This window comes from Rhizobium sp. 11_C7_N12_5, from assembly GCF_051811145.1.
GTDB lineage: Bacteria > Pseudomonadota > Alphaproteobacteria > Rhizobiales > Rhizobiaceae > Rhizobium > Rhizobium lusitanum.
Window position 1 is genome coordinate 2059331 of record NZ_JBPWPY010000001.1, and the last position, 21174, is coordinate 2080504.

The following is a 21174-nucleotide window of genomic DNA, read 5'->3' on the forward strand; positions in this document are numbered from 1 at the left end:
CTCCACTGGTTCGATGAGCCGATTATGCTGCGTGCGCCAAATAAACAAAATTGCCAAAAAATCTGCAGATGTTATACATAAATGTATGATGACACCTGAACCAAGTTGGGATTTTTATCGCACCTTCCTTGCCGTGCTGCAGCATGGTTCGCTGTCTGCAGCCGCGCGCGATCTCGGACTGACCCAGCCGACCATCGGTCGCCATATCGACGCGCTGGAAGATGCCGTTGGCGCCGAACTCTTCACGCGCTCGCAACAAGGCCTCATTCCGACCGATGCCGCCCTCGCCCTGAGGCCATACGCCGAGACGCTGGCCAGCACCACCGCCGCCTTGTTGCGCACGGCTTCGGGCTCGCGCGACAAGGTGAGCGGCACGGTGCGCATCAGCGCCAGCGAAGTCATCGGCGCGGAGGTGTTGCCACCGATCCTTGCTGGGCTGCAGGCCAGCTACCCCGAGCTGATCGTGGAGCTTTCCGCCTCCGATGCGGTGGAGGACCTTCTGCAGCGCGAGGCGGATATCGCCGTTCGCATGGTCGAACCGGCGCAGGAAGCTCTGCTCTCCCGCCATATCGGTGTCATCCCGCTCGGCTTCTTCGCCCATTACACTTATATCGAACGACACGGCAAACCCGAGAGCCTCGAAGACCTGCGTCGACACAAGCTGATCGGCTTCGATCGCCAGACGGCCTATATCAGGATGATGCTGAAGCGCTATCCCGTGTTCGACGGCGTCCCCTTCGTCTTTCGGTCCGACCATAGCATTGCGCAGCATAACGCCCTGCGCGCAGGCATCGGAATCAGCTTCCTCCAGATACCTCTGGCAAGGCGCGAGAGAGACCTCGTGCGCCTGCTGCCCGAGATCGAATTGCCGCTCGACACCTGGGTCGTCATGCATGAAAACCTGAAGACATCGCCGCGCTGCCGCGTGACGTTCGATGCGCTGGTCACCGGCCTGCTGAACTATATCAAGGGTAACACCGCTGGAGAGCGAGCGTGACAATGAGTATTGCCGTGGAACTGGCGCCCTATGATCCGGCCTGGCCGGCAGCCTTCGAGCGTATTCGCGACAAGCTCGAGCGATTGTTGACACCCTATGTCGTTGCGATCGAGCACATCGGCAGCACATCCATTCCCGGCCTGGCAGCAAAACCGCTTGTCGATATCGACATCATTCTTCGCAGCTCCGATGACGTGCCACTAGCAACACAGCATCTCCTGGATCAAGATTACGAGCCACGCGGCAATCGCTACGATGACGATGTCTGGGCGTTCATGCTTCGCGATGGCAAGCCGCCGGAACGCATCTATCTCTGCCCGCCGAACAACCAGACGCATCAAAGAAGGGTCATTTTTCGCGATCATCTGAGATCGCACCCCGACGACATGGCCGCGTATGCCAGGCTGAAATTGGATCTGGCGGAAAAGCACCGACGCGATGGTGATCGCTATACCGCCGAGAAACGGCATTTCGTCGATGCGATCATCGACAAGGCATCAGGTACGCCGTAATTCTAGGCTCCGGGAGCCGTATCCACCGGCGGGAAATGCATCTGGCCATCGATAACTTCCGTTTCCGGCCGGTCGCCGCCATCGGCATATTCCTCATGCCACTTGCCGCTTTCGTCCTGCCAGCTGATTTCGGCCGAGTCACCCCCGACCTGCTGTTCGGCCGCGACAATCCTGGCTGCTTCCACCGCCTCGGAATGTGTCGGAAATGCTTCCGAATAGACATCGCGGAAACGATATGCCCATCCACCATCATGCGGCACGATTTCGTATACGACCTTGACCATTCAGATCCTCCTGCTCATCTGCCAAGACCTCAGGACCGGACATAGCCGGCGGGCCGCATGCATCTCAGACAAGTTTCGAGGATGCCGCGACATTTTTAGTTGGGCAGACCTATCCAACCAGTATTCCATTAAACGGCTTCGACTGCAAATTTCACCTTCGCATACGCGCTTGATGTGGGAAATCATTGATTTAGAGTACAACCGTGAATCGGCGCAAAGGTTGGAAACGTGATCATAGCAAAGTGGCTTAGACAGGAAAAAGCCCTCCTAGTGGCATTGGCAATCGCCGTCATCGCCTATGTCGGCGAGCATGCCGTGCTGGAAATGGGGCAAGCCGTGTCGGTGATCGCGGCCGTTGCATTGATCGCGACGATTGTGCTGGCCTCCATGCGCGTTGCACATCATGCCGAAACCCTTGCCGTAAAAGTCGGCGACCCCTATGGCACGATGATCCTGACGCTGGCAGCCGTCGCCGTCGAAGTCATCATCCTCGCCATCATGATGAGCGGGGAAAGCTCGCCGACGCTGGTGCGTGACACCATCTACTCCGCCGTTATGCTCGACATTAACGGCATCCTCGGTCTCGCCGCCCTCCTCGGCGGACTGAAACATGGCGAGCAGCCCTACAACGACGATTCCAGCCGGACCTACGGCGTGATGATCCTGACGGCCATGGGCATTTCGATGATCGTGCCGGAATTCATTCCCGATGTGAAATGGCACTACTATTCCGCATTCACCATCGCCGCGATGATCGCGCTCTATACGCTGTTCCTGCGTATGCAGGTCGGCAAGCACAGCTATTTCTTCAGCTACAGCTATCCGCGCACCGAGAAGAAGCTCGCCGCGGCCGAAGCGCATCACGAGGACGAGTCCACCACCACATCGATCGTGACGATCCTGATCGGCGTAGTGCTGATCGGGGCCCTTGCGGAATTTATGTCTGCCTTCATGAATGTCGGTCTCAAGGGCACGGGCGCGCCGCCGGCCATCGCCGCGATCGTCGTCGCAGCGATTTCGGCAGCCCCGGAAATCCTGACTGCCTTGCGCGCGGCACTGCGCAACCGCATGCAGGCAACGGTCAACATCGCCATGGGTGCCTCGCTTTCGACCGTCATCCTGACGGTGCCTGTCATGGAGGCGATCGCGCTCTATACCGGCCAGCCCTTCATCATGGCGATGTCGCCGGCACAGACTGTCATGGTCATGATCACGCTCATCGTTGCCGCCATCAACCTCAACGACGGCGAAACCAACGCCATCGAAGGCATGACCCATTTCATCCTCTTCGCCACCTTCATCATGCTGACGGCGCTTGGACTTTGACTTTGATTTCAAAGGCTTGAGGCAGCAGGCGGATTCAAATCGCGAGGCGCTTGAATCAGTTGATGAGCCGATATCGAAGCCGGAAAAGCAAAAAAAGCCCGCCATCTCCGGCGGGCTTTTCATTCGACTTGTCTTCGATTGCTTACTTGCAAGCGCCGCAGAAGCGCTGGATGCGGCGGCAAGCCTCTTCGAGCAGTTCTTCCGACGTCGCATAGGAAATGCGGAAGTTCGGGCCGAGGCCGAAAGCCGAACCGTGCACGACAGCTACGCCTTCCGATTCCAGCAGTTCGGATACGAAGTCCTCATCGGTTTCGATGACCTTGCCGGTCGGAGCCGTCTTGCCGATCAGGCCGGCGCAGGACGGATAGACGTAGAAGGCGCCTTCCGGAACCGGGCAGGAAAGGCCCTTCGCCTGGTTCAGCATCGACACGACGAGATCACGACGGCCTTCGAAGATCTTCTTGTTGCGCGGGATGAAGTCCTGCGGTCCGTTCAGCGCTTCGACGGCAGCCCATTGGGCGATCGAAGTCGCGCCCGAGGTCTGCTGGCCCTGGATCATGTCCATTGCCTTGATGAGCTGCAGCGGGCCGGCAGCATAGCCGATACGCCAACCGGTCATCGCGTAAGCCTTCGACACGCCATTCATCGTCAGCGTGCGGTCATAGAGGCTCGGCTCGACTTCGACCGGCGTGGCGAATTTGAAATCGCCATAGGTCAGATGCTCGTACATGTCGTCGGTCAGGATCCAGACATGCGGATGCTTGACAAGCACGTCCGTCAACGCCTTCAGTTCGGCATGCGAATAGGCCGCGCCCGACGGGTTGGACGGCGAGTTGAACATGAACCACTTGGTCTTCGGCGTGATCGCCTTTTCCAGGTCGGCAGGCTGGAGCTTGAAGTTGTTGGCCTGCGTCGTTGCGACGAAAACCGGCGTGCCGCCGCACAGCGACACCATTTCCGGGTAGGAAACCCAGTAAGGCGTCGGGATGATGACTTCATCGCCCGGGTTCAGCGTCGCCATGAAGGCGTTGAACAGGATCTGCTTGCCGCCCGTGCCAACGATGGTCTGCTCGGGAGCATAGTCGAGATTGTTCTCGCGCTTGAACTTTGCGGCGATCGCCTTGCGCAGTTCCGGGATGCCGGCAACCGGCGTGTACTTCGTCTCGCCGCGATTGATCGCGTCGATGGCAGCCTGCTTGATATTGTCAGGCGTATCGAAATCAGGCTCGCCCGCGCCGAGGCCGATCACGTCACGTCCTTTTGCTTTCAACTCGCGCGCCTTCTGGGAAACGGCGATGGTGGCAGAAGGCTTTACCCGGGAAAGAGCGTCGGCAAGAAAGGCCATGATGATCGGTCCTATTCGGTTGAAATGGGCAGAAAGCCTGTGGACCAGATTTCTGCGCTAAGCTCTATGTCGAATATGGGCCGCCGTTTCAAGCAGAAAGGCATCACTGTGACGTTATTTCATGGCTTTTGAGCGGTGTCTTCCTTGTCATCTTCGGGCGATCTCGAGGTGACGGCGCAAGGCAGCCCCTGGCATCCGGATCCTGATACGCCGCCCAAGCCTCGACATTATCATCCCCGAAGTTGAATCGATTTGCGAAGCACCTGATTCAGTTTCTGAGGACAGTTGAGGTTTCCCATATGAAACAAAGGGTTTCCCATGCCCTTCGTTTCTCGCAAACCCGCAACGATACGTCCCGACAACCCTGTCGGAGCCCTCGCCCGCGGAATAGCCGACGGATCGGCGGATGAGCGCGCGCCAACACAAAGACGTTATCGACCCGATACCCGACCTTGAACGGCCGATTGGCCGCCCCACGTTGCGAAAGCGGCGATATTGGGGGAGTCGGGAAGATGCAATTTGGCAAAACAGGATTTTCGATCGCCCTGGTGGCTTCTGCCTTGCTGTCGGCAAGCATGGCGTTTGCCGAACCTGCGCGAACCTTCCAGACGCAGAAAGTAGCGGTCAAAATCGAGACGATCGCCACCGGCCTTGAGCATCCGTGGGCTATCGCGGTCTTGCCTGATGGAACCTATCTCGTCACCGAACGGCCCGGCCGTATGCGGACTATCCGCGATGGCAAGGTAGGAGCCCCCATCTCCGGCGTGCCGGAGGTCTATGCCCGCGGACAGGGCGGCTTGCTCGATGTGGAACTCGATCCGAAATTCACCAGCAATCGCACCCTCTACTTCACCGCCTCCGTGGCCGCCGCGGCGGGAGCGGCACGGCGGTTTTTCGCGCGCGATTGTCGTCCGATGAAAAGCGGCTGACCGATGTGAAGCGCATCCTCCTGATGAACAAGCTGTCGCGCGGCAATATCCAGTATGGCGCGCGCATCGCCATCGCCAGGGACGGCAGCCTCTTCGTCAGCCTCGGCGATCGCGGCGAGCAGGACCGCGCGCAGGATTTCCATGACGACGCCGGCTCCATCATCCATATCGAGGCCGATGGGAGCATCCCCGCCAACAATCCGTTCAAGGACGGCAAGGGTGCCCTGCCGGAAATCTGGTCGAAGGGCCATCGCAATCCGCAGGGCATCACCTTCGATACCGCGACGAACAAGCTCTACACTGCCGAACACGGCGCCAGGGGCGGCGACGAGATCAACACGCCGGAGGCCGGCAAGAACTATGGCTGGCCAGTCATCTCCTACGGGGTCAATTATTCCGGTACGAAGATTGGCATCGGCACGGCAAAGGCAGGCATGGAGCAACCCCTCTTCTATTGGGACCCATCGATCGCGCCCGGTGCCATCGCCGTCTATCGTGGCAAGATGTTTCCCGAATGGAACGGCGACCTGCTGGTCACCGCGCTGAAATTCCAGTTGCTTTCGCGCTTGAGCCGTGACGGCAGCGGCAAAATCACCGAGCGGGAACGTATGTTCGAAGGCGAATTCGGCCGTATGCGCGACATCACCGTCGCTCCCGATGGCGCGCTGCTGATAACGACCGACGAGGACGATGGTGCATTGCTGAGAGTTTCAAGAACAACGAGTTAGGCGAAGCTGTCGCCCAATTTGGCGCCTTTCGCCCTTGTCCGGCATAAGAGCAACTGCTAACGGTCGCCCAACTCGTTTTTCCCTTCCCGCAGGATGCAGATGTCTCGCATACAGGCGAATTTGTTGTTGTTGCTTGCCGCCGCGATCTGGGGCGGCGGCTTCGTCGCACAATCGACGGCAATGAAGTCGATCGGACCGTTCTGGTTCATCGGCCTGCGCTTCGCCGTCGCCACCATGGTCGTCCTGCCCTTCGTGTGGATGGAAAACAGAAAGGCGACGCAGCCGCTGACGCACCGCAACTGGCTCTCCTTCCTGCTGATCGGCATCGCGCTCTTCGGCGGAGCCGCGACGCAGCAGCTCGGGCTTTTGACCACCACCGTCACCAACTCCAGCTTCATCACCGGCCTTTACGTGGTTTTCGTGCCCTTGATCGCCGTCATCTTTCTGCGCCGCACGCCGCATTGGGTCATCTGGCCGGCGGCCCTGATGGCGCTTGGCGGCATATACCTCCTGTCCGGCGGATCCCTCTCGCATCTGACGATCGGTGATTTTCTGACCGTCGTCTGCGCGCTCTTCTGGGCCGCGCAGATCACGCTTGCCGGCTCCGCCGTCAATGAGACCGGCCGGCCGCTCGGTATTTCCGCCACGCAATTCGCTGTCACGGCCGTGCTTGCTCTTGCCGTCGCAATTGCCGTCGAGCCGATCAGTATTGCCGACATCCGCGCCGCACTCGGCGAAATCCTCTATGTCGGCGTCTTTTCATCCGGCCTTGCCTTCGCGCTGCAGATAATCGGTCAGCGCTATACGACGGCGCCGCAGGCGGCGATTTTCCTGTCCGCCGAGGCGTTGTTTGGAGCCTCGCTCGGCGCATTGCTGCTGGGCGAAACCATGGGTCCGCTCGGCTATGCCGGCTGCGCCTTGATGTTCGCCGCAATGCTGGCCGTGGAACTGGTGCCGGAATTTGCCCGTAGGCGCCGCGCCCCAGCGTGAAATCGGCCTCAAATTGCTCGCTATGGCTGTCCCCATAAGCATTTTTTGAATTTTTTTCAAACAACCTGAAACACGCGTTTACCGTCAGCCATTTGGGAAAATAACGCCAAAACTATATCGCAAACGATGCAAAAACCTTAGAAATTTGTTTCAAAGCGGAAAAATTTGCGAATCGCGTTATCACACTCGCATTACGGTACTGCGCGCGCCCAATGCGTTAAAAAACTTTTGCTTGCCAATTCCCAATAAACACAGCACTCTCAACGCTGTTCGGGCATTTTTAGAGCATGGGAAGTCCTAATAAAATTGCGCGCCGGGAACGCTAAATATTCCGGTCAGCTTGGTCGAGAAGCGGGTGGCAAACATCGCATCAAGATCATGCCGAGGTATAGGGGACCTTTTCCTTCAATTTGCGAGAATTGCCTGTAAGCGCCCGCAAGGGCAAGACAGTAGTGCTGCCCGTGTGGATGGCGGGCAGGGAGAAAAGGACCTTAGGCATGGCCGAGACTGGCACTGTAAAGTTTTTCAATACCGATAAGGGCTTCGGTTTCATCAAACCGGACAAAGGTGGGGCAGACATCTTTGTGCACATTTCTGCAGTTCAGGCTTCTGGTCTGGCAGGATTGTCGGAAAACCAGAAAGTGAGCTTCGACACGGAACCGGATCGCCGCGGCAAGGGACCGAAGGCCGTCAATCTCCAGATTGCCGGCTGATACGTCTTACGGCTATCATTCGAGTTGAGGCCCGGCAGCGATGCCGGGTTTTGTCATTCAGTCTGCATTCAGTTTGTTGCGTATAGTCTACCTGGCATGAAAGAGCGGGAATTGCAGTCGTCCCGTTCCCCTGAGAGGACAGACTAATGACCATACTCGGCAAATCGCTCGTACTGTCCGCCATGGCCGCAGCATTGACACTGACGTCTATAAGTGCTGCTTCGGCGGACGAATATTGGCGTCATCGCGACCGCGATGGTTGGGCGATCGGCGCTGCCGGCCTCGCCACCGGCCTGATCGTCGGCTCGGCTATCGCCAGCCAGCCGCGCTATGTTGAGCCCGGCCCGATCTATGCCGAGCCCGACTATGGCGCACCGCCCCCGCCCTATTACTACCGCGCCCCGCCGCGCCGGGTCTATGTCGAACGGGATGTCAGCTACTACGCGCCTCCCGGCGCAGCAGGCCTGCGCCCCTGGTCCTCGTCATGGATGCGTTATTGCTACGATCGCTATAGAAGCTTCGACGGCCGCAGCGGCACCTATGTCGGCTATGACGGCATGCGCCACTTCTGCACGGCCGACTGATCCCGAGCAGTTATTCATATCACCGGAAAAAAGCGCCGCCGTCGAGCGGCGCTTTTTTGATTCACAGTCCCCGCAAGAAAGGATTGGTGCGGCGCTCGTCGCCGATCCGGCTGCCTGGGCCGTGACCGCAGATGAAGCCCACTTCGTCGCCGAGCGGAAAGACCTTGTCGCGGATCGACTCCAGCAGTTGCTGGTGATTGCCGCCGGGCAAATCCGTGCGACCGATCGAGCCGCTGAACAGCACGTCGCCGAGATGGGCGAATCCCTGCTTTCGATTGAAATAGATGACGTGGCCGGGCGCATGCCCCGGGCAATGAAAAACGTCGAACTCATGCTCGCCGAAGGAGACCTTGTCACCATCCTTCAGAAAGCGATCCGGCACCACGTTGCGCACGCCCTCGATGTTGAACATCTTGCCCTTGGCTTCGATGTCCTCAAGCAGGAACCGATCATCCTCGTGCGGACCGATGACCTCGATGCCGAGCGCTTCGCGTACTTCGTCAGCGCCTCCGGCATGATCGATGTGGCCATGCGTCAACCAGACGGCCTTCAAGGCGATGCCATTCTCGCGCACCATCTGCAGGATGATATCGACATCGCCGCCCGGATCGACCACCACCCCCTCCTTCGTCTCCGGATCGAACAGGATGGTGCAATTCTGTTCAAAAGGGGTCACCGGAATGATGCCGGCCTGGAGCATGCCCATGAGCGCCTCGTCTGTTTGATGGTCGTGCTGCCGGTATAGCGGCAAACAATCGGCAAAGCAGCCCCTGGCGATTTCAAAGTCGGGAGGCCGCCAAGCCTGGCGAGATTTAGCCGACCGGCAACCGACGTGGCCAACGCTCGGAACACTGAAGCGCCCGAGGCGTTGAGCATAGTCTTTTGAGGCAGAAGGAGAAAACCAATGTCCTTGAGGAGAAATCTGCTGCTGGCCGGCTTCGTTCTCGTCGGCAGCGCCGGCCTGGCACAGGCCGACATGTCCGCAACCACTGCCACCGATATTGAGGTGCGCTCGGGTCCTGGCTCGGAATTTCCGACGGTAGGCGTCGCGACGCGCGGCTCCGAGGCGACGCTGGATGGCTGCATCGAAGGCAGCCGCTGGTGTCGGGTCGACGTCAACGGCATGCGAGGCTGGGTCTACGCCCAATATCTCAGCGTCGAGCAAAATGGCGCTTCGATGGTCGTCCAGGACCACCGTGACGACCTGGGTGTTCCGACCATCACTTACGAGCGAACCGATTCCGTCAAGACCGGCAGCGTGCAGCCCGGCCCGGATGATGAACTGCTCGGCAGCGTCGATCAGAACGGCGGTAATGTCGTTGCAATCACACCGCCGGGCGAGATTCGAACCTATATCGACGAAAATCCGGTCGATACCGTCCAGTTGGATGACGATGTCGCCGTCGGTGCAACTCTCCCAGAGAGCGTCGAGGTCCACCGCATCCCCAACTATCAATATAGCTACGTCGAAGTGAACCGTCAGCCGGTCCTGGTCGATCCGGGCACTCGGCGTATCGTCTACGTCTACCGCTGATTCGGCCTTCAATCGGAACAGGGTGGCGAAATTCGCATTCGGCCGGCCGGCCGCATGCCTTCAAGGCCGATTTCTCCTGCAATTATTGCGGAATTCTCCCGTTTGAGTTGCCTTTCTATTTCCACCGATCGGTGCATGATGTAGTTCTAATATCATTGAGGATTATCGCCGCTCCCTGGCATCGATCCGGGGCGCGCCGAGAGGGCATCCGGAAGCGTCTTCCGGAACAATGGGAGAAGGGCAATCATGGAAAGTCTAGGGCCTATCATCACTCAACTGATAGCCGGCGCGATCGGCGGCAACGCCGCAAGCGCTGTGTTGAAGCAGGACGGTATCAATCTCGTCGCCAGAACGATTGCGGGTGCGGTCGGCGGTCTTGGCGGTGGCTTGATCCTCAATCTGATCGGCAGCGAAGCCCTGACCGGCCTCATCGCACAGGGCATATCCTCGCTGATCGCCGGCGGCGTGCTCTCGGCAATCGTCGGCGCGGTCCTGGGCCGCAAGTCGTAGAGATCGGAAACTGCAAAAGCCGGGCAGGACGACACGCCCGGCTTTTGCAGACCTATGCGAAATCTTGCTCGATGGCGCGGAAAGGTCCGGAATGGACACGTCTCCGCCACAGTACCGCGATAATCGGCCTCGTCATCTCCACATGGCGCCGATTTCAGCCACCCGTTTGCAAAATATGCAGATCATCTAGAGATCGGCGGCGCTGGACGCATATCATGGCGTGGTCTTGATATCGCGGGCGGTATCCGGCGACATCGAAGCAGATGCCGTCATTTGAAAAAGGCTGCGCGCCACCGGATCGCAATCACCACGTTGATAGCATTGCGCTCGACGGAGATACCTCTCCTCTCGCCATCGCGCCCGCAGGAGCCCCACACTGTCTCCTGACGCCGCTATACCATGGCAATTGATTGTTGCCTCAGCTAGGCTCCAGCCACGAGGCGCCAAAGGGAGATGCAAGAAATATTTGGAGTTTTGCGAGGCCGGGCTTAATTTTCAGATGGGGCATACCGTCCGGGCCATGCAAGATTGCGCGGGAGCGACCAGCGACGTAAAAATGCGTCAATAAAGCTGACATATTTTTGCGTAAGTTTCCCGAATGCTCCAAAATAGGAAAGGAAATGCCAGGGTGCCACGACAGACGAGCCAGAATGCGGCAAAGACGGAGCCGCTGGCAACGCCGATGCGGAATGCGGGAATCATCGATTTCGAGATCATCGAACTGCTTTTCTTCGCCTATCGCGACTTCGTGTCGGATCCGGACCAAATCCTGGACAAGAGCGGATTCGGGCGTGCCCATCATCGCGTGGTTCATTTCGTTAACCGCGAACCCGGCATGACGGTTGCAGACCTTCTGGAAACCTTGAAGATCACGAAACAGAGTTTGGCGCGGGTTCTCAAACAATTGATCGATTCGGGGTATATTCGTCAGGTCGCCGGCCCGGAAGACCGTCGGCAGCGTAAGCTTTATCCGACGCAGGCGGGCAGAGATCTGGCGCTGGCGCTGGCTGAGCCGCAATCGCGCCGTATTGAACGAGCATTCGAAGGCGCATCGGAAGCGACGCGCGAAAGCGTGAAACGGTTCCTGAGGGGAATGCAGACCGAGAAGTGACGGCGAGTTCCGACCCTGGGGCCGGTTCGGAATGGATCATCTCAATCACTGGGTAGGACAAGATCGAGACGGATGGAATGACGACGAAAACAGCTATTTCGGACGACGCGGCGCACCTTCTGATCGTCGATGACGATACGCGTATCCGCGCCCTTCTCAACCGCTATCTGATGGAGAAGGGATTCCGCGTGACGGCCGCTGCCGACGGAGCCGAGGCGCGCCGCAAGCTGGAAGGACTCGATTTTGATCTCATCATCATGGACGTGATGATGCCCGGCGAATCCGGTATCGCGCTGACATCGAGCCTGCGTGCCATCAAGAACATCCCGATCATCATGCTGACGGCGCTTGCCGAAGCCGATTCCCGCATAGCGGGCCTCGAAGCAGGTGCAGATGACTATTTGCCGAAGCCGTTCGATCCGCGCGAACTGGTGCTGCGCGTCAACAATATCCTTCGGCGCAACACGCCGGCCGATTCCCCGAAAATCGAACTCGTCATGTTCGGGCCCTATACGTTTTCGCTGACCCGCAAGGAGCTCAAGAAGTCTGCCGAGCTCATCCGGCTGACCGATCGGGAGCAGGAGATCATGCTGCTCTTCGCCAAGCGCGCCGGCGAGACGATCCCCCGCCACGAACTCATCGGTGGCGACGCCGAAGTTGGCGAGCGGACCATCGACGTACAAATCAACCGGCTGCGCCGCAAGATCGAAGACGACCCGGCCAACCCCATCTGGCTGCAGACGGTGCGTGGCATCGGCTACCGCCTTAGCATAGACTGAAAAGATCGGCTCTCCAGGATCAGCGGCGATGGTGACATTCGACTCGATCAGGCGCGACCAGGATCACGCGCCGTCCAACGGCCTGCGGTGGCTTGCGCGCTGGCTGCGCCGGAATGTGCTGCCGACGGGCCTTTATGCGCGCTCGCTGCTGATCTTCATTCTTCCGATGATCATCCTGCAAGCGGTCGTGACTGTCGTCTTCATGGAGCGTCACTGGCAGATGGTGACGCAGAGATTATCCATGGCGACCACGCGTGACATCGCCGCCATCATAACGGTCATCGAGACCTATCCACAGGACGCCGACTATTCGGCCATTACGCAGATCGCACGGCAGAAGCTCGACCTCGCCATCTCGATCGAACCGGGCGGCGAGTTACCGGCCCCGCGCGAAAAGCCCTTCTTCTCCATCCTGGACGGCATTCTGAGCGATGAAATCCGCGATCAGATCAACCTGCCTTTCTGGATCGATACCGTCGGAAACTCCAGCCTGGTCGAGATCCGGGTCAAGCTGCCCGATAAGGTGCTGCGGGTCTTCGCCAAGCGCAGCCAGACATATGCCTCCAACACCCATATCTTCATTCTCTGGATGGTCGGCACCTCCCTGGTGTTGATCGGCATCGCAGTGCTGTTCCTCAGGGGGCAGATCCGACCGATTCAGGCGCTGGCCCAGGCCGCGGAAAGCTTCGGCAAAGGCCAGCGGCTGGAAAACTATTCACCACGCGGCGCCGATGAGATCCGTCGAGCCGGCCTCGCCTTCATCCTGATGCGGGAACGCATCGAACGTCAGATCGAGCAGCGCACCGCAATGCTTTCCGGCGTCAGTCACGACCTCCGTACGGTACTCACCCGCTTCAAGCTGCAGCTCGCCCTCGTCGGCGACAATCCGGATCTCTTGGGTCTCAATGAGGATGTCGAGGACATGCAGAGCATGCTCGAGGGCTATATGGCTTTCGCGCGCGGCGAAGCGGAAGAAGATGTCGGCCAGTTCAAGCTCAGCGACATTCTCGAGAAGATCCAGCAGGACTTTTCCTTGCATGGCAAGTCCATGGATTTCTCGATCGAAGGAGACAACCAGATTTCGGTTCGTCCGAATGCCTTTAACCGCCTGGTGACGAATCTTGCCACCAATGCGCGCCGTTACGCGAAGAGCCTGCGCGTCGAGGCCAAGCACAGCGCCAAATGGCTGACGATCATCTTCGATGATGATGGCCCCGGCATTCCAGCCGGTGCCCGCGAGGATGTCTTCAAACCCTTCTTCCGGCTGGACGAGGCACGCAATCTCGACAAATCCGGCACCGGCCTCGGCCTTGCCATCGCCCGCGATATTGCCCGCAGTCACGGCGGCAACGTCACGCTTGGCGATAGTCCGCTCGGCGGCCTGCGCGCCACCATCCGCATTCCAGCCTGAGGGAGGCATCGCATGCCGATCGACATCGACAACATGCACTGGCTGAATGCGCCGCCCATGTGGGAAGTGAACCAGGGGCGGCTGTTCGTACGCTCAGGAAACAAGACCGACTTCTGGCAGGAAACCTATTATGGCTTCCATCGCGACGACGGCCACTTTCTCGGCGCATCCCGCCGTGGCGACTTCACCGCCGAAGTGACCTTCGTCGGACACTACCGCGAACTTTACGATCAGGCAGGCCTGATGATCCGCCATGACGCCAGACACTGGATGAAATGCGGAATCGAATATACCGACGGCGCCAGGCATTTCAGCGTCGTCGTCACCAATGGCAACTCCGACTGGTCCGCCTTTCGGCTGGACCACGAATTCGATGCCATGTCTGCGCGGGTGACGCGCAACGGCGACGCTCTCTTCATCCAGTATCGCACCGACCGGATGAACGAATGGCGCATGGCAAGACTTGCCTGGTTCGATCCGACGCTGGAGGAGGTATCGGTCGGCCCCGCCTTCTGCTCGCCGCAGCGCGAAGGCTTCGAGGCAGAGTTCCTCGATTTCAGCCTGAATGATCCGCTATCAAGGGATATTCACTGAACCATCTCTTCTCTGCACGAAGAAGAAACCTGGCTCACATCATCTTTTTGCCGTTCGGCACCGCGTGAGTAACCGCGGCAAGAACGATCGCACCGGACTCATCCTCGAACCCGAGCGTCAGGACCTCCGAGCACACCGGGCCGATCTGGCGCGGCGGAAAATTGACGACGGCAAGTACCTGCCGGCCGATTAGGGTTTCCGGCGTGTAGTGCACCGTGATCTGCGCGGAGGAGCGCTTGATGCCGATCTCCGGCCCGAAGTCGATCCGCAGCTTGTATGCCGGCTTGCGCGCTTCCGGAAAGGTCTCCGCCTCGATGATCGTCCCGACGCGGATATCCACCCGCTCGAAATCGCCATAGGTGATCTCTTCCGTCATGCCTCTGCCCTTTTCGTCGAAAATTTAACCGGCCAGCTCCTGCGCCCGCTTGCGTGCCGCTTCCAGCGCCGCATCGAACAAGGGCTGCATGCCGTCCTCCGCCATCAAAACACCCAGCGCGGCGGCGGTCGTCCCGCCCGGAGATGTCACGTTCTGCCGCAGACGCGAAGCGTCGTCGGGGGACTGATGTAATAGCTCACCAGCCCCCGCGACAGTTTCCCGTGCAAGCCGCATGGCGAGGTCCGCCTGCAGACCGAGTTTCCGGCCCGCTTCCGCCATGCATTCGACGAGATAGAAAACATAGGCAGGCCCGCTGCCCGAGACCGCAGTCACCGAATCGATATCGGCTTCGCCCGGCACCCACTCGACCGGACCGGATACTTTCAGGAGATTCTGAACCAGCTGCCTTTGCCGTTCGCCTACCCTGGCATTCGCGAAGGCGCCGGTCACTCCACGCCCGACCATGGCAGGCGTGTTGGGCATGGCCCGCACCATCGCCGCCTCGCCCAGATGCTTCTCGAGCGAGGCAAGCGTCTTGCCGGCCGCGATCGACACGACGACCGTATCTGTTCCCACCGCCGCCTTCAGCGGCGGCAGCACCGCATCCATGACCTGAGGTTTGACGGCAACGAACAGCACGCCCGCAGTCACACCGGCGGGAATGCCGATGACATGGCTGGCTCCCGCATCCGCAATCATCTTCCGCATCGGCTCGGATGGATTGGGATCGACGACGATCACCGAAGATCCCGGCACGCCATTCTTCAGCCATCCCGTCAACAGCGCGCCGCCCATATTGCCGGCCCCGATCAATATGATCGGCCCTGTTGATGCAAAAGCACTGGCGGACTGTTGACCTGTCATATCACGCTTCGCCTACCGTTTCGAAAAGCACAGCTTCCATGGCGCGGTTGGCCTCAAGACCGGACCACACCACGAACTGGAAAGCCTGATAGTATGCCTCGCAGGTGTCAAGCGCGTTGGAAAGCAGCACTTCCACTTGTCGGTTCGTGGGCTCCGCACCGCCGGACAGCAAGAGCGACTGGCGGAAAATTACGATATCTTCCTGGCGCCAGAGGTCGAAGTGCCCCATCAACACCTGCCCGTTGATGCAGGAAAGCAGCTTGATCACCTCGTTGACGCGCGGCTCCGAAACCTTGACGTCGAAAGCACAGGCGATATGCAGCGCCTCGAATTCCTCCATCCAGGAGAAGGAGACGTGGTAATCGGTCCATTTCCCTTCGACGGTCATAGCGAGTTCGTCCTCGCCGGACCGTTCGAACGACCAATCATTGTTGGCGGCCACGAACTCGATCATATCGACCGGATTCGACTGTCGTTCGACTTCCATTTCCATAAGGCTCATGCAGCACCTTCTTGACCGGAACGAATGCAGTTTTTTCGTGTTCGAACACCAAAAGAACGCAAACAGTTTTACTCCGGAGACATCCTCGGGATGATGTTGAACGGCTACGAGACTAACGCATCCATCCTGCCCGGAGCTTACCAAGTCCGTTTCGAATCATCATTTAAAATCAGTGTATAGCGGCATGCCCGGCAAGCCAGCCCCTGAGGATCGATTTTGGAAACGGCACTGTGGACAGCTCTTCCGGCGTCTATTCAGAAGGGAGTCATAACCGACTCTGACGATTGGCTTTTTTGCCTATGTCCACAGGTGGAAAAACAGCTGAATATTTTCAGAGAAAAAAGCGCGGCAAACGGGTGCCGCGCCGGTCAACAGCGAAAGGGTGTGCTTATTTGCTCTTGGAGGCCAGCTTTGCCTCGAGCGCTTCGATTCTCGCAAGCAACGCTTCGTTTTCGTCGCGCGCCTTGATCGCCATCTCGCGAACGGCCTCGAATTCCTCGCGCTTGACGATGTCCAGGCTATTCAGCCAACGCTCGGCATGCGCATTGAAAGCAGTCTCGATCTCCCGGCGCACGCCCTGGGCAGCACCGGCGGCATCGGTCATCAGCTTGGCGAATTCATCCAAGATACGGTTCGGTCCAGTGCTCATAACAATCTCCTTGCGGCCGTCGGCCCCGAAAACGGACAGGCATCGATAAGGGGCCAGGTAGTGTTGAGGTAGGATTTCCAAGGGTCCGATGCAAGCAAATTGAGATAGAACGGGACAACCGGACCTGCGATAAAGGACACAGCAATAATCGACTTGACCGTTTCGATAGCGAGCGCCATGTTCCGCGCACATTTGGATTTAGCATGCTCTTGTCCCGAAATGGCGCAATGCCTTTTGGGAATCATGCGACAACGGGCCTGACGATCTTGCTGACATCCGCCAATCTCGCCGCCATCCTGCCGTTTCCGGATATCGATCCGGTCGCCGTTTCTTTAGGCCCGCTGTCGATTCACTGGTACGGCCTGGCCTATGTGGCGGGCATCCTGCTCGGCTGGTTCTATGCAAGGCGCCTGGTCGACAACGGCAAGCTCTGGCTGAACGACACCGCGCCGATGACGCGCCAGCATCTGGATGATTTCATCCTCTGGGTGGCGTTCGGCATCGTTCTCGGCGGCCGCATCGGCTATATCCTGTTCTACGATCTCGATCCGGTGCTCGCCAATCCGATCCGCGCGATTGAAGTCTGGAATGGCGGCATGTCTTTCCATGGTGGATTGATCGGCACGACCATCGCCATGATTTTGTTCGCAAAACGCAACAAGGTCCCGGTATGGAGCCTGTTCGATATCGTTGCCGCCGTCGCGCCTATCGGCCTCTTCTTTGGTCGCATCGCCAATTTCATCAATGGCGAGCTCTGGGGCCGGGCCACGGACGTCCCCTGGGCGATGGTATTCTGCAGCCCGCACGTAATCGCCGCACACAATGGCATCTGCCCCGCAGGTCCCGATCCGCGCCATCCGAGCCAGCTTTACGAGGCGGGTATCGAAGGCATCATACTCTTTCTCGTTCTCTTCATTCTCACGCGTTGGGCTCTGGCGCTGAAGAAACCCGGTACGGTCAGCGGTATTTTTGTGATCGGCTACGCTTTCTCGCGTATTTTTGTCGAATTCTTCCGTCAGCCTGATGAGCAGCTCGGCTATCTTCTCGGCACGAACTGGTTGACGATGGGCATGGTGCTGTCTCTGCCGATGGTTGCTATCGGTCTGTGGGCAGTTGTCCGCGCCCGGCAGGCAGCAACCAGGCAGACGGCCTGAGCTGAAGATTAATATCGCATGACCCTTTCAAAAGCCCCCGCTTTTCAAGGCAGTACACTAGCGAAAGCAGAGAATGACGACGGCGCTCGGTGAAAAGATCAAAGCCATTATCCGCACGAATGGGCCACTGAGCATCACGGACTATTTTTCGCTGTGTCTCGCCGATCCGACGCATGGCTATTACAAAACGCGCGAACCCTTCGGCCAATCCGGCGACTTCGTCACCGCACCTGAGATCAGCCAGCTCTTCGGCGAGATGATCGGCGTCTTCATGGTGCATGCGTGGCAGCGCCACGGAACGCCGGCCGATGTGCGTCTCGTCGAAATCGGCCCTGGCCGCGGCACGATGATGTCAGACATGCTGCGTGTCATCAGCAAGCTGGCGCCGCCGCTCTATGACGTCGTGACGGTCCATCTGGTCGAGACCAGCGAGCGTTTGCAGGGATTTCAGCAACAGACCCTGGAGCCTTATGGCTCAAAAGTCTCGTGGCATACGGATTTCGGCGAAGTGCCTGATGGTTTTACCCTGCTTGCCGCCAACGAACTCTTCGATGCCATCCCCATCCGTCAGTTCGTTCGCACCGCCAGCGGTTTTCGCGAGCGCGCGGTGGGCCTCGATGTCGACGACGAACTGACCTTCACCACCGGCGTCGCCACCCTTGATCCGGCGCTTCTTCCGGAGGGCGGACTTCCGCCGATCGGTACGATTTTCGAGCTCGCGCCAGCCCGCCAGGCCGTCATGACGACAATCTGCGACAGGCTGGCCACCCATGGCGGCACGGCTCTCGCTATCGATTACGGCCACATGACGACGGGTTTTGGCGACACGCTGCAGGCCGTGCGCATGCATGAATACGATCCACCGCTGGAACATCCCGGCGAAGCCGACCTTACCAGCCATGTCGATTTTCAGCATCTGGCGCAGACGGCGCTCGCCTCCGGCATGCACATCAACGGATGTTGCCACCAGGGCGATTTCTTGATCGGGCTCGGATTGATGGAACGAGCAGCGGCTCTCGGACGCGATCGCGATGTCGCAACTCAGGAGAGTATCCGCGTCGCCGTGGAGAGGCTGGCCGGAGCCGGAGAAGGCAGGATGGGAGAGCTTTTCAAGGTGCTTGCGGTTTCCAATCCGGCGATCGACCTCCTGCCCTTTCGTCCTGTCACCTGAACCGTGACCGTCGATCCTGCGGATTGACAGCCCGCGCCGCGCTGGGTCAACATCCCGGCCAGATCGAACTGCTTCGCCGCGGCTGCGTTACTCATCGCACGACAAGCCAAACCGAATATCAAGGAACGCTGTGTTGCCGACACCAATTGCAAGCACGCTGCTGAGTGCCGCCGAGGCTGCCGGCATCCGCCATGGCTATTTCACCCGCGCCGGCGGCATTTCAGAAGGCCTCTATCGCGGCTTGAACGTCGGCCTCGGCTCGAACGACAATCGTGAGCATGTGCAGGAAAACCGCCGCCGCGTCGCCCATTGGTTCGGTCTTTCGCTTGAGCGGCTCGCCACCGTGCACCAGATTCATTCCCCCGACGTCGTCACCATCGACGAGCGTTATGACGGCAGTCGGCCTGAAGCTGACGCGATGGTGACGGCAACACCAGGCATCGTGCTTGGCGTTCTTGCCGCCGATTGTGGCCCCATCCTCTTCGCCGATCCCGAAAATCGGATCATCGGCGCCGCCCATGCAGGCTGGAAGGGAGCGCTGACCGGCGTGCTGGAAAACACCATCGACGCGATGGTGGCGCTCGGCGCAAGGCGTGAGGCGATCATTGCCTGCCTCGGCCCCTCCATCAGCCAGGCAAGCTACGAGGTCGGCCCGGAATTCGTCGATCGGTTCCTGGCCCACGACCCGGGCTACGCCAGATATTTCACGTCGTCTGAACGGGCCGGCCACGCGATGTTCGACCTGCCGGCCCTGACTGTCGATCGCCTGCGAAAGGCAGGCGTGACAGCTGAAAGCCTGAATCTCTGCACCTATCCGGATCCAGACCGCTTTTTCTCCTATCGCCGCACCACACATGCGAAGGAGCCGGATTACGGCCGGCAGATTTCCGCCATCGCCATCGGGGAGGCAGCTTGATATGGCCTTGCATTTCGAACGCAGCGAATTTGGTGCACGCTTGGCTCGACTGCTCGCCAAGATGCAGGAGGAAAAGCTCGACGCCATGCTGCTCTTCGCGCAGGAGAGCATGTATTGGCTGACGGGCTACGATACCTTCGGCTATTGCTTCTTTCAGACCCTGGTGGTCAAGGCGGACGGATCGATGACGCTCCTGACGCGCTCCGCCGACCTTCGTCAGGCGCAACTCACTTCGGTCATTTCCGATATCCGTATCTGGGTCGATCGCGTCAATGCCGATCCGACGCTCGATCTCAAGGAATTGCTTGTTGATCTCGACCTTCTCGGTGCCCGCATCGGCATCGAATACGATACGCATGGCATGACCGGCCGCATCGCCCGCCTGCTTGACCAACAGCTTGCCAGTTTTGGCCAGATCGTTGATGCCTCCTATCTCGTCAGCCGATTGCGCCTGATCAAGAGCCCGGCGGAGATCGGCCATGTCGAGCGCGCCGCCGCTCTCGCCGACGATGCCCTGGACGCCGCCCTGGCGCTGATCAAGCCCGGTGCGGATGAGGCCGATATCCTCGCCGCCATGCAGGGCGCCGTCTTTTCCGGCGGAGGCGACTATCCAGCCAACGAATTCATTATCGGCTCCGGCGCCGAGGCCCTGCTCTGCCGCTACAAGGCCGGCCGTCGCAAGCTCGACGCAGACGACCAACTGACTCTCGAATGGGCCGGCGTCGACGCTCACTACCATGCCGCCATGATGCGTACCGTCGTCATCGGTAATCCCAGTCATCGCCACCGAGAGCTCTATAGCGCCTGCCTGGAGACACTGCAGGCGATCGAAACCATCCTGACGCCTGGCCACAGCTTCGGCGATGTTTTCGACATGCACGCCAAGATCATGGACGAACGCGGGCTTTCGCGCCACCGGCTGAATGCCTGCGGTTATTCGCTCGGCGCCCGCTTTTCTCCGTCCTGGATGGAGCACGAGATGTTCCACATCGGCAATCCGCAGGAGATCGAGGAGAATATGTCGCTCTTCGTGCATATGATCATCATGGACTCCGACAGCGGTACCGCCATGACCCTCGGACAGACATATCTGACGACGTCGCAAGCCCCGAAAGCCCTATCCCGTCACCCGCTCGAATTTCTTAACCGTTAGCGGCGTAAGATAGCGATCCTGAACGGAGAGACCGTCGAGGAA

Annotated in this window: 23 protein-coding genes and 1 pseudogene; 17 read left to right on the forward strand and 7 right to left on the reverse strand. The window is 59.2% G+C overall.

Annotated features, from left to right (window positions below; translation table 11 throughout):
* Positions 1 to 88: 88 nt before the first annotated feature.
* Both AB8B29_RS10155 and AB8B29_RS10160 read left to right on the forward strand, forming a co-directional pair.
* Complete coding sequence (locus tag AB8B29_RS10155; protein ID WP_210166116.1) at positions 89 to 997, forward strand: LysR family transcriptional regulator; 909 nt, start codon at positions 89 to 91, stop codon at positions 995 to 997.
* A gap of 2 nt (positions 998 to 999) precedes the next feature.
* A complete protein-coding gene (locus AB8B29_RS10160; protein ID WP_047562728.1) occupies positions 1000 to 1509 on the forward strand; it encodes a GrpB family protein in 510 nt (169 codons plus the stop codon).
* Positions 1510 to 1511: 2 nt separating this feature from the next.
* Here AB8B29_RS10160 and AB8B29_RS10165 read toward each other — a convergent pair whose 3' ends face one another.
* Positions 1512 to 1793, reverse strand: a complete 282-nt coding sequence (locus tag AB8B29_RS10165; protein WP_037194647.1) for a DUF2188 domain-containing protein — start codon at positions 1791 to 1793, stop codon at positions 1512 to 1514.
* Positions 1794 to 2021: 228 nt separating this feature from the next.
* Between AB8B29_RS10165 and AB8B29_RS10170 the strand changes: the two genes are divergently transcribed.
* Positions 2022 to 3119: a calcium:proton antiporter gene (locus tag AB8B29_RS10170; protein WP_047562725.1), complete on the forward strand. Its 1098-nt coding sequence runs from the start codon at positions 2022 to 2024 to the stop codon at positions 3117 to 3119.
* Between the two features lie 142 nt (positions 3120 to 3261).
* Here AB8B29_RS10170 and AB8B29_RS10175 read toward each other — a convergent pair whose 3' ends face one another.
* Positions 3262 to 4464: a pyridoxal phosphate-dependent aminotransferase gene (locus AB8B29_RS10175; RefSeq protein ID WP_047562723.1), complete on the reverse strand. Its 1203-nt coding sequence runs from the start codon at positions 4462 to 4464 to the stop codon at positions 3262 to 3264.
* 512 nt (positions 4465 to 4976) lie between these two features.
* On the opposite strand from AB8B29_RS10175, the pseudogene AB8B29_RS10180 reads away from it, so the two are divergent.
* The 4 genes and pseudogenes from AB8B29_RS10180 to AB8B29_RS10195 all read left to right on the forward strand — a co-directional run bounded on the left by AB8B29_RS10180 (position 4977) and on the right by AB8B29_RS10195 (position 8408).
* Positions 4977 to 6121, forward strand: a pseudogene (locus AB8B29_RS10180) (PQQ-dependent sugar dehydrogenase).
* Positions 6122 to 6220: 99 nt separating this feature from the next.
* Positions 6221 to 7111 (forward strand): DMT family transporter, encoded by an 891-nt coding sequence (locus AB8B29_RS10185; RefSeq protein WP_037194656.1) that lies wholly within the window; start codon positions 6221 to 6223, stop codon positions 7109 to 7111.
* A gap of 497 nt (positions 7112 to 7608) precedes the next feature.
* A complete protein-coding gene (locus AB8B29_RS10190; protein WP_004116423.1) occupies positions 7609 to 7824 on the forward strand; it encodes a cold-shock protein in 216 nt (71 codons plus the stop codon).
* Positions 7825 to 7970: 146 nt separating this feature from the next.
* The gene (locus AB8B29_RS10195) at positions 7971 to 8408 is read left to right on the forward strand and encodes a BA14K family protein (RefSeq protein WP_047638643.1); all 438 of its coding nucleotides are present in this window, start codon (positions 7971 to 7973) and stop codon (positions 8406 to 8408) included.
* A 61-nt stretch (positions 8409 to 8469) separates the two neighbouring features.
* On the opposite strand, the gene AB8B29_RS10200 is transcribed toward AB8B29_RS10195, so the two are convergent.
* A complete protein-coding gene (locus AB8B29_RS10200) occupies positions 8470 to 9114 on the reverse strand; it encodes an MBL fold metallo-hydrolase (RefSeq protein ID WP_047562715.1) in 645 nt (214 codons plus the stop codon).
* A gap of 198 nt (positions 9115 to 9312) precedes the next feature.
* On the opposite strand from AB8B29_RS10200, the gene AB8B29_RS10205 reads away from it, so the two are divergent.
* From AB8B29_RS10205 to AB8B29_RS10230, 6 genes are all read left to right on the forward strand, one after another.
* A complete protein-coding gene (locus tag AB8B29_RS10205) occupies positions 9313 to 9942 on the forward strand; it encodes a DUF1236 domain-containing protein (RefSeq protein WP_037194664.1) in 630 nt (209 codons plus the stop codon).
* Positions 9943 to 10188: 246 nt separating this feature from the next.
* A complete protein-coding gene (locus AB8B29_RS10210; RefSeq protein ID WP_037194666.1) occupies positions 10189 to 10452 on the forward strand; it encodes a hypothetical protein in 264 nt (87 codons plus the stop codon).
* 628 nt (positions 10453 to 11080) lie between these two features.
* On the forward strand, positions 11081 to 11563 hold the full coding sequence (locus AB8B29_RS10215) for a MarR family winged helix-turn-helix transcriptional regulator (RefSeq protein ID WP_037194668.1): 483 nt from the start codon (positions 11081 to 11083) through the stop codon (positions 11561 to 11563).
* Positions 11564 to 11640: 77 nt separating this feature from the next.
* Complete coding sequence (locus tag AB8B29_RS10220) at positions 11641 to 12342, forward strand: response regulator (RefSeq protein WP_037194671.1); 702 nt, start codon at positions 11641 to 11643, stop codon at positions 12340 to 12342.
* Between the two features lie 28 nt (positions 12343 to 12370).
* A complete protein-coding gene (locus tag AB8B29_RS10225; protein ID WP_037194672.1) occupies positions 12371 to 13753 on the forward strand; it encodes an ATP-binding protein in 1383 nt (460 codons plus the stop codon).
* A 12-nt stretch (positions 13754 to 13765) separates the two neighbouring features.
* Complete coding sequence (locus AB8B29_RS10230; protein ID WP_047638644.1) at positions 13766 to 14347, forward strand: DUF1349 domain-containing protein; 582 nt, start codon at positions 13766 to 13768, stop codon at positions 14345 to 14347.
* A gap of 34 nt (positions 14348 to 14381) precedes the next feature.
* On the opposite strand, the gene AB8B29_RS10235 is transcribed toward AB8B29_RS10230, so the two are convergent.
* The 4 genes from AB8B29_RS10235 to AB8B29_RS10250 all read right to left on the reverse strand — a co-directional run bounded on the left by AB8B29_RS10235 (position 14382) and on the right by AB8B29_RS10250 (position 16738).
* Positions 14382 to 14723, reverse strand: a complete 342-nt coding sequence (locus AB8B29_RS10235; RefSeq protein ID WP_113118509.1) for a tRNA-binding protein — start codon at positions 14721 to 14723, stop codon at positions 14382 to 14384.
* Positions 14724 to 14747: 24 nt separating this feature from the next.
* Positions 14748 to 15587 (reverse strand): pyrroline-5-carboxylate reductase, encoded by an 840-nt coding sequence (gene proC / locus AB8B29_RS10240; RefSeq protein WP_092576268.1) that lies wholly within the window; start codon positions 15585 to 15587, stop codon positions 14748 to 14750.
* Position 15588: 1 nt separating this feature from the next.
* Complete coding sequence (locus AB8B29_RS10245; protein ID WP_037194677.1) at positions 15589 to 16089, reverse strand: YbjN domain-containing protein; 501 nt, start codon at positions 16087 to 16089, stop codon at positions 15589 to 15591.
* A gap of 388 nt (positions 16090 to 16477) precedes the next feature.
* Complete coding sequence (locus tag AB8B29_RS10250; RefSeq protein ID WP_037194679.1) at positions 16478 to 16738, reverse strand: accessory factor UbiK family protein; 261 nt, start codon at positions 16736 to 16738, stop codon at positions 16478 to 16480.
* Positions 16739 to 17004: 266 nt separating this feature from the next.
* Here AB8B29_RS10250 and lgt point away from each other — a divergent pair, with 266 nt between their 5' ends.
* From lgt to AB8B29_RS10270, 4 genes are all read left to right on the forward strand, one after another.
* Positions 17005 to 17892, forward strand: coding sequence for a prolipoprotein diacylglyceryl transferase (gene lgt, locus AB8B29_RS10255; protein WP_162740588.1), 888 nt, complete (start codon positions 17005 to 17007; stop codon positions 17890 to 17892).
* A 73-nt stretch (positions 17893 to 17965) separates the two neighbouring features.
* Positions 17966 to 19063: a class I SAM-dependent methyltransferase gene (locus AB8B29_RS10260; RefSeq protein WP_173411017.1), complete on the forward strand. Its 1098-nt coding sequence runs from the start codon at positions 17966 to 17968 to the stop codon at positions 19061 to 19063.
* 82 nt (positions 19064 to 19145) lie between these two features.
* Complete coding sequence (gene pgeF, locus AB8B29_RS10265) at positions 19146 to 19979, forward strand: peptidoglycan editing factor PgeF (protein ID WP_173411387.1); 834 nt, start codon at positions 19146 to 19148, stop codon at positions 19977 to 19979.
* Between the two features lies 1 nt (position 19980).
* Positions 19981 to 21132, forward strand: a complete 1152-nt coding sequence (locus AB8B29_RS10270; RefSeq protein WP_047562699.1) for a M24 family metallopeptidase — start codon at positions 19981 to 19983, stop codon at positions 21130 to 21132.
* Positions 21133 to 21174 lie beyond the last annotated feature (42 nt).

Excerpts from the sequence above, each read along its gene's own strand:
- AB8B29_RS10155 (WP_210166116.1), top strand. The coding sequence starts at position 89 with ATGACACCTGAACCAAGTTGGGATTTTTATCGCACCTTCCTTGCCGTG.
- AB8B29_RS10160 (WP_047562728.1), top strand. The coding sequence starts at position 1,000 with ATGAGTATTGCCGTGGAACTGGCGCCCTATGATCCGGCCTGGCCGGCA.
- AB8B29_RS10165 (WP_037194647.1), bottom strand. The coding sequence starts at position 1,793 with ATGGTCAAGGTCGTATACGAAATCGTGCCGCATGATGGTGGATGGGCA.
- AB8B29_RS10175 (WP_047562723.1), bottom strand. The coding sequence starts at position 4,464 with ATGGCCTTTCTTGCCGACGCTCTTTCCCGGGTAAAGCCTTCTGCCACC.
- AB8B29_RS10185 (WP_037194656.1), top strand. The coding sequence starts at position 6,221 with ATGTCTCGCATACAGGCGAATTTGTTGTTGTTGCTTGCCGCCGCGATC.
- AB8B29_RS10190 (WP_004116423.1), top strand. The coding sequence starts at position 7,609 with ATGGCCGAGACTGGCACTGTAAAGTTTTTCAATACCGATAAGGGCTTC.
- AB8B29_RS10195 (WP_047638643.1), top strand. The coding sequence starts at position 7,971 with ATGACCATACTCGGCAAATCGCTCGTACTGTCCGCCATGGCCGCAGCA.
- AB8B29_RS10200 (WP_047562715.1), bottom strand. The coding sequence starts at position 9,114 with ATGGGCATGCTCCAGGCCGGCATCATTCCGGTGACCCCTTTTGAACAG.
- AB8B29_RS10205 (WP_037194664.1), top strand. The coding sequence starts at position 9,313 with ATGTCCTTGAGGAGAAATCTGCTGCTGGCCGGCTTCGTTCTCGTCGGC.
- AB8B29_RS10210 (WP_037194666.1), top strand. The coding sequence starts at position 10,189 with ATGGAAAGTCTAGGGCCTATCATCACTCAACTGATAGCCGGCGCGATC.
- AB8B29_RS10220 (WP_037194671.1), top strand. The coding sequence starts at position 11,641 with ATGACGACGAAAACAGCTATTTCGGACGACGCGGCGCACCTTCTGATC.
- AB8B29_RS10225 (WP_037194672.1), top strand. The coding sequence starts at position 12,371 with ATGGTGACATTCGACTCGATCAGGCGCGACCAGGATCACGCGCCGTCC.
- AB8B29_RS10230 (WP_047638644.1), top strand. The coding sequence starts at position 13,766 with ATGCCGATCGACATCGACAACATGCACTGGCTGAATGCGCCGCCCATG.
- AB8B29_RS10235 (WP_113118509.1), bottom strand. The coding sequence starts at position 14,723 with ATGACGGAAGAGATCACCTATGGCGATTTCGAGCGGGTGGATATCCGC.
- proC (WP_092576268.1), bottom strand. The coding sequence starts at position 15,587 with ATGACAGGTCAACAGTCCGCCAGTGCTTTTGCATCAACAGGGCCGATC.
- AB8B29_RS10245 (WP_037194677.1), bottom strand. The coding sequence starts at position 16,089 with ATGAGCCTTATGGAAATGGAAGTCGAACGACAGTCGAATCCGGTCGAT.
- AB8B29_RS10250 (WP_037194679.1), bottom strand. The coding sequence starts at position 16,738 with ATGAGCACTGGACCGAACCGTATCTTGGATGAATTCGCCAAGCTGATG.
- AB8B29_RS10260 (WP_173411017.1), top strand. The coding sequence starts at position 17,966 with ATGACGACGGCGCTCGGTGAAAAGATCAAAGCCATTATCCGCACGAAT.
- AB8B29_RS10270 (WP_047562699.1), top strand. The coding sequence starts at position 19,981 with ATGGCCTTGCATTTCGAACGCAGCGAATTTGGTGCACGCTTGGCTCGA.